This window comes from Natronoarchaeum rubrum (assembly GCF_024494695.1).
The window spans coordinates 472,201-489,103 of sequence record NZ_JANHDP010000002.1; the positions used below are offsets into that span (position 1 = coordinate 472,201).

13 protein-coding genes are annotated in these 16,903 nt (G+C 66.2%); 8 read left to right on the forward strand and 5 right to left on the reverse strand.

Translation table 11 applies throughout. The features are described from left to right. Positions 1-19: 19 nt before the first annotated feature. Together NO931_RS06490 and NO931_RS06495 are read right to left on the reverse strand one after the other, a co-directional pair. A complete protein-coding gene (locus tag NO931_RS06490) occupies positions 20-2,008 on the reverse strand; it encodes a PAS domain-containing sensor histidine kinase (RefSeq protein WP_256391822.1) in 1,989 nt (662 codons plus the stop codon). Positions 2,009-2,083: 75 nt separating this feature from the next. Next, positions 2,084-2,389, reverse strand: a complete 306-nt coding sequence (locus NO931_RS06495) for a hypothetical protein (protein ID WP_256391823.1) — start codon at positions 2,387-2,389, stop codon at positions 2,084-2,086. Between the two features lie 109 nt (positions 2,390-2,498). Here NO931_RS06495 and NO931_RS06500 point away from each other — a divergent pair, with 109 nt between their 5' ends. Further along, positions 2,499-3,473, forward strand: a complete 975-nt coding sequence (locus NO931_RS06500) for a cobalamin-binding protein (protein ID WP_256391824.1) — start codon at positions 2,499-2,501, stop codon at positions 3,471-3,473. 39 nt (positions 3,474-3,512) lie between these two features. On the opposite strand, the gene NO931_RS06505 is transcribed toward NO931_RS06500, so the two are convergent. Then, positions 3,513-3,671, reverse strand: coding sequence for an HVO_A0556 family zinc finger protein (locus tag NO931_RS06505; protein ID WP_256391825.1), 159 nt, complete (start codon positions 3,669-3,671; stop codon positions 3,513-3,515). Positions 3,672-4,167: 496 nt separating this feature from the next. Between NO931_RS06505 and NO931_RS06510 the strand changes: the two genes are divergently transcribed. The 5 genes from NO931_RS06510 (at position 4,168) to NO931_RS06530 (ending at position 11,930) form a co-directional block, all read left to right on the forward strand. Continuing rightward, positions 4,168-4,710: a peptidylprolyl isomerase gene (locus tag NO931_RS06510; RefSeq protein ID WP_256391826.1), complete on the forward strand. Its 543-nt coding sequence runs from the start codon at positions 4,168-4,170 to the stop codon at positions 4,708-4,710. A gap of 388 nt (positions 4,711-5,098) precedes the next feature. Further along, the gene (locus NO931_RS06515) at positions 5,099-6,871 is read left to right on the forward strand and encodes a nitrite/sulfite reductase (protein WP_256391827.1); all 1,773 of its coding nucleotides are present in this window, start codon (positions 5,099-5,101) and stop codon (positions 6,869-6,871) included. A gap of 252 nt (positions 6,872-7,123) precedes the next feature. Next, entirely contained in the window at positions 7,124-9,778 is a 2,655-nt protein-coding gene (locus tag NO931_RS06520) for a DUF2309 domain-containing protein (protein WP_256391828.1), read from the forward strand. Positions 9,779-9,972: 194 nt separating this feature from the next. Next, on the forward strand, positions 9,973-11,406 hold the full coding sequence (locus NO931_RS06525) for a proton-conducting transporter transmembrane domain-containing protein (RefSeq protein ID WP_256391829.1): 1,434 nt from the start codon (positions 9,973-9,975) through the stop codon (positions 11,404-11,406). Between the two features lie 143 nt (positions 11,407-11,549). Beyond that, on the forward strand, positions 11,550-11,930 hold the full coding sequence (locus NO931_RS06530) for a hypothetical protein (RefSeq protein WP_256391830.1): 381 nt from the start codon (positions 11,550-11,552) through the stop codon (positions 11,928-11,930). A gap of 514 nt (positions 11,931-12,444) precedes the next feature. On the opposite strand, the gene NO931_RS06535 is transcribed toward NO931_RS06530, so the two are convergent. Then, positions 12,445-12,723, reverse strand: a complete 279-nt coding sequence (locus NO931_RS06535; protein ID WP_256391831.1) for a hypothetical protein — start codon at positions 12,721-12,723, stop codon at positions 12,445-12,447. On the opposite strand from NO931_RS06535, the gene NO931_RS06540 reads away from it, so the two are divergent. After that, complete coding sequence (locus tag NO931_RS06540) at positions 12,685-14,742, forward strand: hypothetical protein (protein WP_256391832.1); 2,058 nt, start codon at positions 12,685-12,687, stop codon at positions 14,740-14,742. The genes NO931_RS06535 and NO931_RS06540 overlap by 39 nt on opposite strands. A 116-nt stretch (positions 14,743-14,858) precedes the next feature. Here NO931_RS06540 and cynS read toward each other — a convergent pair whose 3' ends face one another. Continuing rightward, entirely contained in the window at positions 14,859-15,323 is a 465-nt protein-coding gene (gene cynS, locus NO931_RS06545) for a cyanase (RefSeq protein ID WP_256391833.1), read from the reverse strand. 512 nt (positions 15,324-15,835) lie between these two features. Here cynS and NO931_RS06550 point away from each other — a divergent pair. Beyond that, positions 15,836-16,681, forward strand: coding sequence for a formate/nitrite transporter family protein (locus tag NO931_RS06550; RefSeq protein WP_256391834.1), 846 nt, complete (start codon positions 15,836-15,838; stop codon positions 16,679-16,681). The last annotated feature ends 222 nt before the right edge of the window (positions 16,682-16,903 follow it).

Genomic DNA, 16,903 nt, shown 5'->3' on the forward strand with positions numbered 1-16,903 from the left:
CGACTCCGGGACCGGCGGATTACTCGTCGGTCTCCGGCCGCTCGACCCCGGTGAGTTCGAACCTCGCGCCGCCCGCCCGACTTTCCTCGGCCGTCACGTCCCAGCCGTGAGCCTCGGCGATCCGCTCGACGATGTTGAGTCCGAGCCCGGTCCCGTCCGGTGACGTCGAGTACCCCGCGTCGAACACGGACTCGCCGTCCGCCTCGGGAAGCCCACGGCCGTCGTCAGCGACGTAGAACCCGCCGTCGACGTCGTCGACGACGATTTCGACGCCCTCGTCGCCGTGCTCCACGGTGTCATCGGACTCGCTGTGCGAGTCTGACTTGCTTGTCGAACCATGTTCGACAGCGTTCCGGACGAGGTTCGCGATCAGCTGCTGGACGCGACTCGGGTCCGCTCTGACCGTCCGGTCGACCTCGTTGCGCAGCGTCGCCGCCTCCGTCGCGACGGCTCGCCAGCAGTTATCGACGAGGTCGGCCAGTTCGACCGGCTCCGGCTCCCCGATCTCCTCGTCCGAGCGGGCCAACAGCAACACGTCGTCGATGAGCACCTGCATCCGGTCGATCGCCCATCGGCAGCGCTCGAAGTCCTCGGTCGAGCCGCTCTCCTCGGCGAGCGACAGCGACCCCTCGAGAACGTTCAGCGGGTTGCGAAGGTCGTGAGCGAGGATCGACGCGAACTGGTCGAGTTGCTCGTTCTGGCGCTCCAGCCGCTCCTGGGTTCGCTTGCGCGCGAGTTCGTACTCGACCCACTGGCTCAGCAGGTCGACGAGCGTCGTCTCCCACTCCGAAAAGGAGTCCTCGCGGGGCTCCTCGTCGTAGAAGCAGAACGTGCCGTACACGTCGTCCTCGGCGAACACCGGCGCCCCGAGGTAGCTGGCGATTCCCAGTTCCGTGTACCCGCCGCGCTCGGCTAGCTCGGGCGCGTCCTCGGCGACGTCGGCCAGAACCAGCCGCTCGTGGGTCGCCACCGCACGCTCGCAGTTCGTCGTCGAGAGATCGACGGTGTCGCCGTCCCCTACAGCGCTTTCCTCGGGCGCCGCCACGACCTCGAACGTGTACTCGTCGTCGCGGACGCGCGATAGCGTTCCGTAGGCCATGTCGAGGGCGTCGCAGCCGCGCTCGAGGAGCCCGGCCACCTGCTCGTCGAACGACCGCCCGGGGTCCGCGGTGATCTCGTAGATGTCCCGCAGGACCCGCTCGCGCTCCTCCAGGCGCTGTCTGTACGCGTGTCGTTCGGTGACGTCCTGGAGCGACACCGAGAGTCCCGTCTGCGAGGGCGACGCGCGGACCTCGAACCACGTTTCCAGGGGCTCGTAATACTCCTCGAAGCGCACCGGCTCCTGCGTCGCCATCGCCTCGTGGTACCGGTCGTAGAACGTCGTCTCGACCGCTTCGGGGATCTCCGCCCAGAGGTGTAGCCCCTCCACGTCGGCCGCCGGGTCGCGCTCCATCGCGTCCGCGAGGAACGCCCGCGCTCGATCGTTGGCGTACGTCACCCGCCACTCCTCGTCGACCGCGAAGACGGCGTCGGCCATCCGTCCGAGCGGCTCCCGCTGGTCGGCGCCGGCGTCCGCTCGCGGTCGGTCGCTATCACTCCGCTCCGAGACGTCGCGCACGATCCCCGAAACCACCCGCTTGCCGTCGTAGGCGTGCCCCCGGAACGCGACCGAGAGCGACAGCTCGCGGCCGTCGGCGTGCTTCGCGGGGAGTTCGACATCCCTTCCCTCCGGCGTCCGATCGTCGGCGTCGAGCGCCAACTCGACGGTCTCCCGAAACGCCGATCGGCCCCGCTCGGGCACGATCTCGGTCAGCTGCCGCCCGACCAGCGCGTCGGGGTCGTAGCCGAGAACGCGCTCGATACCCCGATTCGCGTAGCGGACCGTGCCTCCGTCGTCGATCGTGACGATCGCGTCCGCGCCGTGTTCGACGAGTGACCGGAAGAACGCCGGATCGTCGCCGGGCGAAGCCTCCGACCGTTCGTCGGACGATCCCGGCTCAAATTCCATCTACGCTACGGACGGACGGTACTCACAAAATGATTACTGAAAATTCCGGGCCGCGGGGCGCACGCAAAACCGACGTTACTCGTCCGCCGCGAACCGCGCCTCGACGTCCTGCAGGAGCACCGTCACGGCCTCGGCTCGCCGGTACTCGGCGTCGTTCGACCCGCGGGCGTCGGTGACGTGCTCGACGAGTTCCTCGTCCGGATCGCTGTCGGACAGTTCGAGCACGCGCTCGCAGACCGGGCCGGACAGTTCGGGGACGAACGCCGAGACGCTGTCCCAGCAGTCGTCGTTCGTCGGGGCGCCGTCGGCGCGCTCCCGGGCGTCGATCGCGAGGTCGTCGATCAGCGCGTCGTACCGCTCGCGGCTGTCGAGGTCGGTCATTGGAGACAGGTGACGACGGGTGCGGATAAAACTCGCGTCGTGGCGCCGTCAGGCATCGTCGCGAGCTACCGAACACAGGTTTAACACCGCGCCGGCCCAGAGTCGACCCATGAACGTCGTCTCCCTGCTGCCCTCGGGGACCGAGATCGTCTACGCGCTGGGGATCGAGCCGGTCGGCGTCTCCCACGAGTGCGACGTCCCACCCGAGGCCGCCGCGAAGCCGTCGATCAACCGGTCGCGGATCGACGCCGAGGCGAGCAGCGAGGCGATCGACGAGCAGGTGCTACGGGCCGAGCGCGACCACGGCAGCGTCTACGAGATCGACGTCGAGGCGCTCGATCGGGTCGACCCGGACCTGATCGTCACGCAGGGGATCTGCGACGTCTGTGCGGTCGACTCGGTGCTGGTCGAGGACGCCGTCGACCGGATCGACGCCGAGCCCGACGTCCTCACCACCGACCCCCACAGCGTCGGCGACGTGCTGGCGGACATCGAACGGATCGGTCACGCGACCGGGCGCGAGGAGCGCGCCGCGGAACTGACCGCCGACCTCGAAGCTCGGATCGACGCCGTGCGCGAAGCGACCGCCGACGTGCCAGACGCCGAGCGTCCAGAGGTGGCGATCCTCGACTGGCTGGACCCGGTGATGGTGGCGGGCCACTGGGTGCCCGAACTGGTCGAGTGGGCCGGCGGCGAGTACGGGCTGGCCGATCCCGGCGCGCGCTCGCGCCCCCGGGAGTGGACGGAGATCCGCGAGCACGACCCCGACGTGCTGATCGCGGCACCCTGCGGGTTCGACCTCGACCAGACCCGCGAGAACCTCGACGACCTGACCGCGCGGCCGGGCTGGGACGACCTGCGCGCCGTCGAGGGCGAGCGCGCGTACGCGATGGACGGCCACGAGTTCGTGAACCGGCCGGGACCGCGGCTGGTCGACACGCTCGAACACCTCGCGGCGCTGCTCCATCCGGATCGGATTTCGGCGTCCGGCGAGAGTCCGGTCGAGGATCGATCCGGGCCGCCGGCCGACGTGGCGACGCCGCTCGGACGCCTCGCTGGTCGCGTCGGCGCGGAAGAACGGTAAGTTCGACGCCGCGACGGGCCGGCCTATCGCCCCTCGCTGTTACCAGACCCGGACGATCGGCGTGTCGCAGTCCGGACAGACGAGCGCGTCGGTGTCCTTGTACTCCTCGCGTTGGAGTTCTCCCGAGCACTCCTCCGTCCACGGACATTCGTCGCCCTCCAGGTCCCGGAGGACGGTCCGGCGATCGACGGTCGCCACGATCAGACACCTCCGGCGACGGCGTGCGGTTGCGGCGTCGGTGCAGCGAGCTGACGGCGGAGTGAGCGTATCGACATGGTGCTGGCGTACCGGGGTTCGGTTCCCCGGCGTACTCCTTCCGACTTCGAGCCGAAGCCGGTTTGTTATACGCAGAGTGTCGCACTCCTCTGTGCGAGTGCCTTCGAATAACTCCGGCTTTCGTGTCGCCGCGCCAGGACCGCGAGTTCGCGTGCGGGGAGCGACTGGGTTCCCGCCGCGGATCGCCGGCCCGGATCTCGAACCGGGCTGGACGCCGTCGTAGAGCCGTGATCCTCCGAGAGTAGGTCGCTCCCCGAGGGCTGCCTGCAACGTATTGATCCGATTAACTACTCTCGCGGACGAGTAATCCGATATTGTCGTCGATCGCTGGACGCGATAGTCGGCGCCGTGGCTGTTTCGGGGCACCGTTCCGGCGACACTGCAAGCCTTTTTCAGTGCGACGGCCGTCCGAACGGGTATGAGCGACGCAACGCTGCACACGACGCACGGCGACATCGAGGTCGAACTGTACGACGAGAAGGTCCCCACGACCGTCGAGAACTTCGTCAACCTGGCGACACACGACCCCGCCGCGAACGACGACCCCGCGCCCGAGACGACGACCTGGGAGGACCCCCAGAGCGGCGAGGTTCGGGGCGACGCCCTGTACAACGACGTGGAGTTCCACCGGATCATCGAGGACTTCATGATCCAGGGCGGCGACCCGACCGGCACCGGTCGCGGCGGCCCCGGCTACGAGTTCGAGGACGAGTTCCACGACGACCTCTCCCACGACGGCCCCGGCGTGCTCTCGATGGCCAACAGCGGCCCGAACACGAACGGCTCGCAGTTCTTCATCACGCTGGCCGCCCAGCCCCACCTCGACGGCCGCCACGCCGTCTTCGGCAAGGTCACCGACGGGATGGACGTCGTCGAGGAGCTCGGCTCCGTCCCGACCGACGCTCAGGACAACCCCAACGAGGAGGTCCTGCTGGAGTCCGTGACCGTCCACGACGAGTAACGACGCCGCCATCGAACGACCGCGACCGCCGTCTCGACTCCATTCTTCGCGCGACGCCGACGTTCCGATAGCTCCGGCGCCGAATTTCGGCGGCGTGCAGCGGCCCGCACGGCGTCCGGCACCGCCGCTATCGACCGTCGATTTCCCGACCGACCGCGTTCGACGTTCGTCCAGTCTTTCGCCGTTCCCGCCCGGAGCAATCCGCCGTTGAACCGCTCGAAGAGCATTTAGGTCCTAGTACATTCGACGTTCTCCCGACGATCCGAAGAATAACACTATTTGTTAAAGAGGCACTTCTATAAGTGAACATCCAGTACCTAATGACGTGAAAACGCGGACGTTTGGTTAATCCATCCGCCGATGCCGACACAGACGATACCCCCCAACCATGCCAAACAAGAAAGAGAAGTGGAAGGACGGAATGTACGGCGACGAAGTGCGCGAGAAGCTCCTCGAGTTCGCTGAGGAGGGCTGGGCGTCGATCCCCGAGGACGAGAAGGACATGTGGTTCTCCCGGTTCAAGTTCTGGGGCGTGTTCCACCAGCGCTCGGGCCAGGAGAGCTACTTCATGATGCGGCTCACCAACTGCGACGGGATGCTCGAACCCGGACAACTCCGGGCGATCGCGGAGGTCGCCGACGAGTACGCCAGAGGCCCCGTCGAGAATCCCGAGTTCGGCGACGCGTGGATCGACTTCACGACGCGCCAGTCGGTCCAGCTCCACTGGCTCAAACTCGAAGACGTCCCCGAGATCTGGGACAAGCTCGAGTCCGTCGGCGTCACGACGCGCTCGGCGGGCGGCGACACGATGCGCAACATCTCGGGCTGTCCCGTCGCCGGCAAGGACGAGCACGAGCTCGTCGAGACGCGCGAACTGCTCGACCGCCTGCAGGAGGACCTGCGCGGCGACGACGCGCTCGCGAACATGCCCCGGAAGTTCAACATTAGCGTCACGGGCTGTTGCGAGGGCTGCGCGCAGGACTCGATCAACGATGTCGGGCTCGAACCCGCGGAAAAGGAGATCGACGGCGAGTCCGTCCGCGGGTTCAACGTCCGCGTCGGGGGCGGTCTGGGCGGTCGCGAGCCTCGCGAAGCCCGCGAACTCGACGTGTTCGTCACGCCGGACAACGCCTACGAGCTGGTTCGGGGCTTCGTCGAGCTGTACCACGCCCTGGGCAACCGCGAAAATCGCAACAAGAACCGCGCGCGCTTCTTCGTCGACGACTGGGGCACGACCAAGATCCGGAAGGTACTCGACGAGCACTACGTCGACTTCGAGCTCCGGGAGGCCGGCGAGGACGTCCGCGACGAGTACACCTACAACGCGGGCCGGCCGGTTCAAGCTGGAAAGAACGACCACGTCGGCGTCCACGACCAGCCCGACGGCCGCAACTACGTCGGCCTGAGCGTGCCGGTCGGCCGGATCACGTCCGAGGAGGCGATCGAACTCGTCGACCTCGCCGAGGAGTACGGCTCGGGCGAAGTGCGGCTCACCCGCCGCCAGAATCCGATCATCATGGACGTCCCCGACGAGGCCCTCGACGACCTGCTCGCCGAGCCGTTGCTGGAAACCCACAAGCCGGAGCCGAACCCGTTCCAGCGCGGCGCCGTCGCCTGCACGGGCACGGAGTTCTGCGGCCTCGCGCTCACGGAAACGAAGGCGCGCATGGCTCGGATGCTGCGCTGGCTTCGCGCGAACGTCGACCTGCAGGACGACGTCGAGCGCATCAAGATCCACTACTCGGGCTGTACGGCCGACTGCGGGCAGGCGATGACCGCGGACATCGGCCTGCAGGGGATGCGCGCCCGGAAGGACGGCGAGATGGTCGAGGCGATGGACGTCGGCGTCGGCGGCGGCATCGGCGAGGAGCCGACCTTCATCGACTGGATCCGCCAGCGCGTCCCCGCCGACGAGGTGCCGGGGCTGATCAAGAACCTCACCCAGGCCTTCGCCGCCCACCGCCAGGAGGGCCAGACGTTCCGCCAGTGGGTCGAGGCCACCGGCGAGGAGGCGCTGGTCGAACTGGCCGAACCCGAGGAGGCCGACGGCTACGAGGACCCCTGTCTCAACGACGCCAAGCAGTCGTGGTATCCCTTCGCCGACGGCGAAAGCCCCGCGCCGACCGATCCGAGCGGCGAGCCGCTTCCGTCCGACGATTAATCGGTCTCGAGTGCCCGTACGGGCCGAGATGCCGCAGTCCCTGACGGGCAGTCCGACGACTGACGACGCTCGTTTTCCGGCCGACGCCGTCGCTTCGCTCCGAGATCTGACGAGCCTCCGAACAGCCCCGCTCGTGCGCTGTCCGGATCGGAATGAATCCCGATTCGCGATAATAGTGTTTTAGGACGTACGCGGATTAATACTGTATTCATACAGAACTCTTATCTGATAGACTACGTTCGTCCAGTACAAATGAGAGAAGATAGCCAGACGGGCACGGTCGGGCCGCACTCGGTGCGCGCTCGCGTCGACAACGCGGCCGAGAGCATCGGCCGGGTCTGGCCGCTGTACGCCGACGTGGCGGCCAACCCGCTATCGGGGTTCGAGGATCTACCCTTCGACGAGGCGGTGACGCAGGGCGAAACGCTCTACGGCGGCCGCGGCTACCCTTCGGCCGACTACTTCCGGCGGGCCTGGGAGCGCGGCGAGATCGACCCCGAACTGCTGTCCGAGCGCCTCGCGGACGCCGGGATCGAGGACGACCCCGAGGCGCTGCTCGATCGGATGGCCGACGCCGAGGACGACTCGACGGGCGAAGCTGAGGACGTCCCCCTCGACCGACTGCTCTCGAAGTGGCTCGCCGCCTTCCTCGATCAGGGCGAGACCGCGTGGGCCATGCCGAACCGGGAGGCGGGGTTCTACGAGGCCTGGAGCGCCCTCGCGAAGTACGATGACGACATCCCCGCGTCGGAGACCCCGGTTGCGGCCTTCCACCGCGACCGGCTGACCGACCTGCCCGACACCGCGATGGAGGCGCTGTACGCCGTCCTCGCGGACCACTCCGAGGAGCGCTGGGAGGAGATCTTCGAGCACCACCTCGCCGCGCTGCCGGGGTGGACCGGGCTGATCAAGCAGCGCGAGCAAGACGAGAACAACCCCTGGCAGGACGCCTACCCGATCACGCTCGTCGACTACCTCGCGGTGCGCCTGATCCTCGCCAAGCACATGGGCGAGCCGATCGCGCCCGAGGCGAGCGCCGAGTCCGCGGGAGACGCGGACGAAGTGCCGTCGCTCCCCGAGATCTGGCTCGACGCCTGGGAGGAGAGCTACCGCCGAGACCTCGTCGACGCCGTCGACGCGTCGGTCGGCGTGTCGACGTCGGGTTCCGAGACGGACGCCGACGCGCCGACGCCAAGGTCCGCCGACGCCGCGGCGGCGACGGCGTCGCCCGACGGCGGCGAAACGGTGGTCGATGCCGATGCGGAATCGGCGTCCGGCGGCGACGCTGCGGCGACGGACGCTCAGTTGGTGTTCTGCATCGACACTCGCTCGGAGATCATCCGTCGCCACGTCGAGGACGCCGGCCCCTACGAGACCCACGGGTACGCCGGCTTCTTCGGCATCCCGATCAGACACGAGGAGTACGGCGAGCACGTCTCGACCGACTCCTGTCCGGTGATGGTCGATCCCAAACACCGCGTCGCCGAGCGTCCGACCGAGGACGCGCCGGCCGAGCGCCACGATCGCTGGAGTTCGCTGTCCCACGCGGGCCACAAGCTGATGAAGTCGCTCAAAAACGACGTCGCGGGCGCGTTCGGCTTCGTCGAGGGCGCCGGCGGGTTCTTCGGCGCGGCGCTAACCGCCCGGACCCTGCTGCCCTCGCGGATGTACGATCTCGGGGAGAACGCGGGCGCGCCGCGGAACGAGGCGTTCTGCGAGCCCGGCGTCGACCATCCCGACGAGGCGGGCGAGGACGACTCTGAACCCGGGGCCGCGTCGCCGCCCGCCGACGAACTGGCGTCGGAGACGGCCGCCGAGGAGACGCTCGCGCTCGAACCCGAACACGACCTCCCGTCGGGGATCTCGACCGAGCAGCGCACCTACTACGCCGAGGCCGCGTTCGACCTGATGGGCTGGGACGAGTTCGCGCCGGTCGTCGTGTTCGCCGGCCACGCCAGCCAGACGGTGAACAACCCCTACGAGTCCAGCATCGACTGCGGCGCCTGCGCCGGCAGCTCCGGCGTCCCGAACGCCCGCGCGCTGGCCGAGATCTGCAACGATCCCGAGGTTCGCGCGACCCTGCGCGACCGCGGGCACGAGATCCCCGAGGAGACGGTGTTCGTCGCCGCCGAGCACAACACGACGACCGACGAGGTCACCCTCTTTGCCGACGAGAGTGCCCGCGAGCGCCATCCCGATGTCTTCGATCGGCTCGAAGCGGACCTCGAGACGGCCCGCGAGGGTGCGACCGCAGAGCGCGTCAAGACGATCGACGGCGAGGCGCCGGCCGAGAGCGCTCGCGAGACCGAGCGCCGCGCGGCCGACTGGGCCGAGCCCCGACCCGAGATCGGCCTCTCGGGCAACGCCGGGTTCGTCGTCGGTCGCCGCGAGCTGACCAGCGACGCCGACCTCGACGGCCGGGCCTTCCTCCACACCTACGACTGGGCGGCCGACCCCGACGGCGACGCTTTGGAGAACATCATGGTCGGTCCGCTCGTGGTCGTCCAGATGATCAGCGCCCAGTACTACTTCTCGACGGTCGACAACGACGTCTACGGGAGCGGCACGAAGGTCACGCACAATCCCGTCGGGAAAGTCGGCGTCTACCAGGGCAACGGCGGCGACATCCGGATGGGGCTGCCGTTCCAGTCGCTCCACGACGACGCCGGCGAGGCGTACCACTCGCCGCTGCGCCTGACGACGCTCATCCAGGCGCCCGTCGAGCGCGTCGAGCGAATCCTCCGCGAGAACGAGGCGGTCCGCCGGCTCTTCGACAACGGCTGGCTGAAGCTGACCGTGCTGGATCCCGAGCGGGCCAATCAGGCCTTCCACTACCGGGGCGATCTCCAGTGGGACGCCGAGCGGGACGCCGCCACCGCCGCTGCGTCGCCGGCGTCCGCGGACTGAGAACCGACCGTTCGGAGCGTCCCTGCCGGCCCCTTCTTTTACCGGACTGCGTACGGTCACCGAATGCACAACGACAATCGGACGTTCGGGCGGGATTAGTTCGTATTACGCGATGTTTTAGGAGTTTTACCACCGCAGTTGGTCTTATACAGAGGATTTAACCTCTTCAATGGGCATTTGATGGATAGAAACGGATGTCCGCCAAACGAACGTCCCGGTTGCCGACGGTACTGAGTCGCCTCGTCTGGTCGCTGTTCGTCGCGAACGTAGCGTTCGCCGCGTGGATGGCCGGTCCCGGCGACGAGTTGACGATCGACGGCATCGTTCACCTCGACGGGTTGACCGCGGTCATGTGGGTAGCGGTCGCCTTCTTCAGCGGGATCGTCCACAGCTTCTCGCGGCGGTACATGGCCGCCGATCCGGACGTCGAGCGCTTCTTCGGGCTCGTCTTCTTGCTGACGCTGGTCGTCATGCTGCTGACGGCGGCGGATCACGTTGCCCTCTTTGTCTTGGCGTGGATGTCGATGGGGCTGATCATGGCCGACTTGATCGGCCATGTCCGCGACTGGCCGCAGGCCGACGCCGCGGGCGGGCTCGCGCGCTGGTACTTCCTCGCGGGGAGCATCCTGCTCGGAGCCGGACTGGCGGTGCTCGCCTCGGCGACCGGGAAGACCGCAATCTCGGGAATTCTGGCGAACGTGGAGGGTCTCTCGCCCGCGACCACCGCGGTGGCCGCCGGACTGATCCTGAGCGCCGCGATGATCCAGTCCGCGCTGTTTCCGTTCCACAACTGGCTGCTGTCCTCGATGACCGCGCCGACGCCGGCCTCGGCGATGATGCACGCGGGGTTCGTCAACGCCGGCGGCGTCCTGCTGAGCCGGCTGGCGCCCGTGTTCGCCGGCGACGTCGTCATCATGCTCGTGGTCGTCGTCGCCGGCGCGGTCAGCGCCGTGCTCGCGCAGGCGTGGATGCTGGTCAAGCCCTCCGCGAAGGGCCGGCTCGGCTGCTCGACCGTGGCCCAGATGGGATTTATGATCCTGCAGTGCGGCCTCGGCTTCTTCGCCGCGGCCGTCACGCACCTGATCGTCCACGGGTTCTACAAGGCGTACATGTTCCTCTCGGTCGGCTCGCGCGTCGAGAAGGTCCCGCCCAAGAAGTCTAAGACGAGCGCCGGATCGAAGGTCCTCACGTTCGGCGTCGGCGTCCTCGCGGCGGTCGCCGCCGGCGTGCTGTTCGCCCAGCTCACCGGCAAGAGTCTGACCGGACCCGGGACGGGCGTGTTCCTCACCGCGATCGTCGTGCTCTCGGCGCTGCGCGGGACTCGAACGCTCGTCGAGCAAGCGTCGCTGTCGCCGCTGGCCCGCGCGGTCGCGATCCCGCTGTCCCTGCTGCCCGCCGTCGCGCTGTACGCAGGGATCTACAACGGCATCTCGGCGATGATGGGCGGGCTGCCGATGATCCATCCCCACCTGGAGATGACGCCGATCCACTGGCTCGTGCTGGGGCTGTTCGTCCTCGGCCACCTCGCGCTCGAAACCGGCTGGCACCGCGACAACGGCCGGCTCTACGTCGCGCTGCTGAACTCCTCCCAGCCCGATCCGGCGACGATTCCGACGCGGAGCGAGTAGCGCAGGCGATCGACGGGACCGTGCGATCCTCTTTTTTGGTTGCATTCGGCGTGCCCCGACCACTCCGTAAAAGCGCGTATCCCAGACGACCAACGAACATCTCTACGCATACATCTTTATGACGGGTGAAACAATCGTCGTGCATGCCCGAGCATCAGGGATGGATCGTCACTGAGATCGCCGACGACGGCGACCCAGATGCTGTGATGAAGAGCATGGTCGACGAGCGCCATCCGAATCGGTTCACCGGCCAACAACAAGGGTCGTCGTTGGTCGTCTACGACAACAACGTGACGACCAGCCCCGTCGAGTCGATGTTGCAGTCGGTCTCCAGTCATCTTGATCGAGTCGTTATCGTGGAATCGATCGAAGGCGGGGAGGGACAGACGAGGAGCAGGTATTACGAAGTCGAAGACGACCGGCTCGGGGATCCAGTCGACGAACTGTCCACTATCAGCCGGTGGTTCGTCGAATCGCACTTCGATTACTACGCGACTCACTACGGAATCGATGGCGCGCTCTGATTCAGATCCGACGATCAACGAGCTGTGTAGCCGCCTCGCGGAAGCCGAACCAACAGCCGAGCCCGCCGTGATGGGCCGGATCTCGCGGTCGGTTCTCGACAATCCGTCCGAGTGGCCCGTGATGAACCCGACCGCTCGGAGCGCCGAAATCCTGCAGTCGTATCTCGACCACGACGACCCCGAACTCCGAAGCGGGGCCGCCCTCGTGCTCGGTGCGATCATCGCGGGGGCGACCCAGCCGGATCCAGAAGAGATCGTGGACAAATCGGCCGTGAGTGCCCAGTTGCTCGAACTAATCGACGACGACAGCACTCGAGTGCGCCAGGTGATCGTCTCAACCGGGCTCCTCGGTGGTATCGTCGGCGAGGTACTCGATGACGACTCGTTTCCGGCGTCTGCAACCGACGACGACCGTGGCCCCCCGAAATCCGTCCCGTGGTTGGCGATGGCTCTCTTCGACCGCCTGCACGATCCGGCACCGATCGTCCGCAAACGAGTTGCCCACCATCTCGAGTCACACGCCGTCGCACTGCTCGAGGAGCACCCGGACGCCCGCACTGCAATCGGCACGGTCATCGACACCCTCGAGGACGACCTCGACGCACTTGCGCCGGAGCGTGACGCGACGACGCCCCGGTACGCGGCGGCCCGCATCCTCTGTGACGTGGCAGAAGAGTCCCCGGACCTGCTGCTCGATCGCGTCGATCGCCTCGACGAGTACCTCGATGTCGACGAGGACGAGATTCGAATCCGGATGGCGCGAACGCTCGGGCAGTTGGTCCAGTCGGACCACGTCGATCGAGCGGGCGTCGCCGAACGCGTCGTCGATCGGCTCGCTGGCCAGGGCCGCTCTCTACACGGCGATGCGGATCTGCTCGTGTCGGCTGGACTGGCCGCCAACGACGGAGCAGGTAAGACAGAAGCGGCTCTCACTGCACTGCTTCAGGTCCGAAGTCCCGATCACCGAAGTAGGGGCGCCGACACGCTGGCTCGGTACGTCCGTCAGAGCGATCGGTCCTTTGAGCCACACTTCGAGGCGGTAGCCGAGTACTCCGAAGCGCGCTCGTTCAGCGAGCGCAGTGAGGATCCGCTCGTCACGCTGGCTGCAGACTATCCGGAGTTCGTGGCGGACTGCCTGATCGACTGGCACGAATCGATCGTCGATGGGTCCGCACACAGAACGATCGACGACGACTTGCTGGTCGCGATCTGTGACCGGAACCCGGCGGCGATCGAGAAGTTCCTTCCCTACGCCGTCGAGACGGCCGGCCCGGAGTTCGATTACGAGCGGTTGGACCGCCATCAGGTCAGTTCATCAGTGCAGACGCTGAACACCCTGGCGAAGCGCCGACCGGAGGTGATTGGGGCTGTCGTGCCGGACCTGTTGGCAGCACGCGGACGGTCGGCTCCTCTCGACGACCAGGTTTCTGGTCTGGTGGAAGCGGTGGCCGACGTCGGACCTCCCGTCACCGACGAAACTGTCGCCGCGCTCGAGGGTACGCTCCGATCGACCGAGGGGACCCTGGGCGCTGCACGGGCGCTGGCCGCACTCTACGAGGCGGGCCACGACGCCGTCAACGACGACTACGAGATTTTCGTCGATCCGTATCGCGAGGGGGCCCTCGAGGGCTCGTCGAACGGCGGGAAATCTGCCCTACCACCCGTCGCGGCGGAGGATCCGGCATTCGTTTCGGACGTGCTGTACGATATCTTCGATCACTGGGCGGAAACTGACGAGGGGCGAGCCCCCACGAGAACCCTCGCGGCCGTCGCCGACGCCGAACTGGCCGCTGCCAGGTCGATTCTCGACGACTTGGTTGCAGTGACTCTGTCCGAAGAGCCGGCGGACGAGCGGGTCGAAAACCTATCCGACGACCAGCTCTTCGACCTTGTCAAGTTCTACATCTCGGGAGAACCGCCGAACGGTCCGGAGTTTTTCGAGCAGTTTCTCGATGCGCTCGTCCCGGTCGTCGAGCACGGATCGACGGCCGGCAACTCTACCGACGAGGGGGCGGAGGGCACTGATATCCCTGGTCGCTTCGATCCGGAGGATATCCTTGATCTGATTGATTCCGAAACAACGTTGACGCCAGAGACGGTCGAACCGGCGCTCGAAACGTTTGTCGACGCGGTCCTCGAGCCGTTGCTATCGCCGCGACCGCCGGCAATGGAACTCCACCTCGATATCGCGAAAGAACTCGGATTCGGTCACCCGGTGGTGTTCGAGCCGCACGTTCAGAGGCTGCTCGAAGCCGCCGAAGCTGCGGACGATCGCCAACAGGCCGATCTGGTCGGATACATGCTCTGTGAGTTAGGTGAGGAAACGCCTGAGACCATCCAGGAGCATCTCGACCGGCTGTCGGATCTCGCCGCCGACGGCGACGTTGCCCCCAGCTCGATCGCGGCTGGCACGCTCGGTAAGTTGCTCGAGGAACGTCCTGAACGTGCTGACATTGTGATCGAACCACTCGCTGCTGGCTTCCCGGACATCTATACCTGGGCGCGTCGCCAAGCTGCGACAGCCCTCGAAACCGCGGCGCAGGAGGATCCGCAGGCGATTCGCGATGCGATTCCCGAACTCGTGGCGCTCTTAGTCGCGTTCGACGGTTTGCCGGACGACGACCTCGACTGGTCGATCAGGCAGGAGATGAAGGCGTCCGTCAAAGACACGTTCGAGACGCTGGAAACGGTTGCTGAGGAGGATCCCGAATCAGTACTGGCAGCGTTCGAGCCACACGGTGGTATCGAATCAGTAGCGGTGCCGGGCTGGTCGAGTCGGCTTGCAGGCCTCAGAGCGGCGCTCGACGAGTGAGTGATTGGTCGACCGTTTCAGGGTCGAGTCTCGTGGCAGCCGCCGCGTACTCTGTGAATGTTCGGGCAGGGCGCTTCCACGGTCGCAAAAAGAAATCGGCTACCGCGCGACGGCGTCTACCAGCGCTTGTACGGCAGGAACTTCCCGTCGTACGTGATGACGACGTGGTCGCCCTCCGGGTGGGGCTCCTTGTCCACGCTCACCTCGAAGTCGATCGCGCTCATGATGCCGTCGCCGAACTCCTCGTGGATCAGCGCTTTCATCGCCGGACCGTACACTTGCGGGACCTCGTAGAAACGGTAGAGACACGGGTCCGACGGGATCGTCGGCTCGCCCTGGCCCTTCATCGGCGGCTTCTGGAGCTCCTCGACGACGTCGCTCCCGAGATCGAGCACCTCCGCGAACGCCATCGCGTCGTCTTTCGTCATGCTCGCGGCGTCGTACGTCGCCGAGGCGAGGAACGTCTTGTCGCCGCCCACCTGATCGGCGATATCCGAGAACGTCATTCCTTTCTCCTCTTTGGCCGCGAGGATCTTGCTGCGCGTCTCCGACTTGTCGTTGATCTCGTTGCGAGGGATCATTTCCCATCCGTGAGGTTGCAGAGGACATATTAAAACATTCTCCTGATATAGAGTCAAGATCACTAGTTCAAATGGAATATATTAGGTCATATGTCCAGATAAATCCGTTTTTGTGTTCGAACATCAGTTCATATCGCGCGCAGAGACGGGAGATCGTGCCGATCAGCTCGGGTGGGTGCTACTGTGCAACGAACCGACCCCGCCTGTTTCGAGAGCTCTCACGGGTGCTCTCGGCGTGCTCCGCTGGCGTCGGTACGGTCCGAATCTCGGCGTCGAAACCTCGGTCCATACGTGGACGCTCGCCCGGGCCGAAGGGCCGAGCCGCGAAATAACCCCTTTGTGGCATAATAGTGGTTAAGGTGGCGTCAATCATCCAAGGATTAGGGTTATATGTACTCAATTGATTCTCAAAACTGGATACAAATGAGCGAAACGACTGCTACTGTGGGCAGCAGCGTACGGACGTCAACTGCAACTCGTTGCGGATCGATCGCAGCGAGGTGGTACTAGCTATGTACAGCGAGACCATCGAGGACGTCTCGGGCGCGGCGGCCGCGCAGATGGAGTTGATCAACAAACGCTTACTGGCGTACCTCGCGCACTCGGCGCTGGCCGGGGCGTACCTCGGCTTCGGGGTCGCGATCGCCTTTATTTTCGCGGGCGATCTCATGGGGACCCAGTTCGAGCCGTTCCAGGGCATCGTGATGGGCGCCAGCTTCGGAATCGCGCTGTCGCTGGTCATCATGGCGGGCTCGGAGCTGTTTACGGGCAACGCGATGATCATGACCATCGGGCAGCTCACCGGCCGTGTCCCCGCGGGCGCGACGCTGAAGGTCTGGGCGTGGTCGTGGATCGGCAACCTGATCGGGTCGGTGATCATCGCCGCGATGCTCGTCGGCTCGGGGACGCTCCCCACCGAGCCGTTCGCGGCCATCGGCGCCGCCAAGATGACTATGGCGCCCTTGGAGCTGTTCCTGCGGGCGATGCTGTGCAACTGGCTGATCGTCCTCGCCGTGTGGTGTAACTTCCGCCTGGAGAACCCGGTCGCGAAGCTCATCATGATCTTCTGGTGCCTGCTGGTGTTCATCGGCGCCGGCTTCGAGCACAGCATCGCCAACATGGCGATCCTGACCTCGGCGAACCTCCTGCCGATCGCGGACCCGGCGGTCTCGTGGTCGGGAATGGCGTACAACATCGCGATCGTCACGGCCGGTAACGTCGCCAGCGGCGTGTTCTGCCTGGGCGCCGTCTACTACTACATCTCCACCTCGTACGGCATCGAGTACGAGTGGAGCATGGAGGACAACGTCGCGATGAACGTCGGCGCCGGCACCGCGGCCTCTCAGGACGACGACTGATCGTTCGATCGGAAACGAATCCCCTTTTTCGACGTGCGGTGAAAACGACAGGAGAGTCGGTCGGACCCGATACCGTGCCCGAAGCGGTCGGACCCCGACGCTCTCGGCTACCGGACGGCGGTTCGAAGGGCCCTGGCCGAACCGCCGGCGGTCGCCGTCGCCGCGAGCCGGTTGACGTTCGACCAGTAATTAACCGTCTTTGTGAAGCTATTACTGGTTATC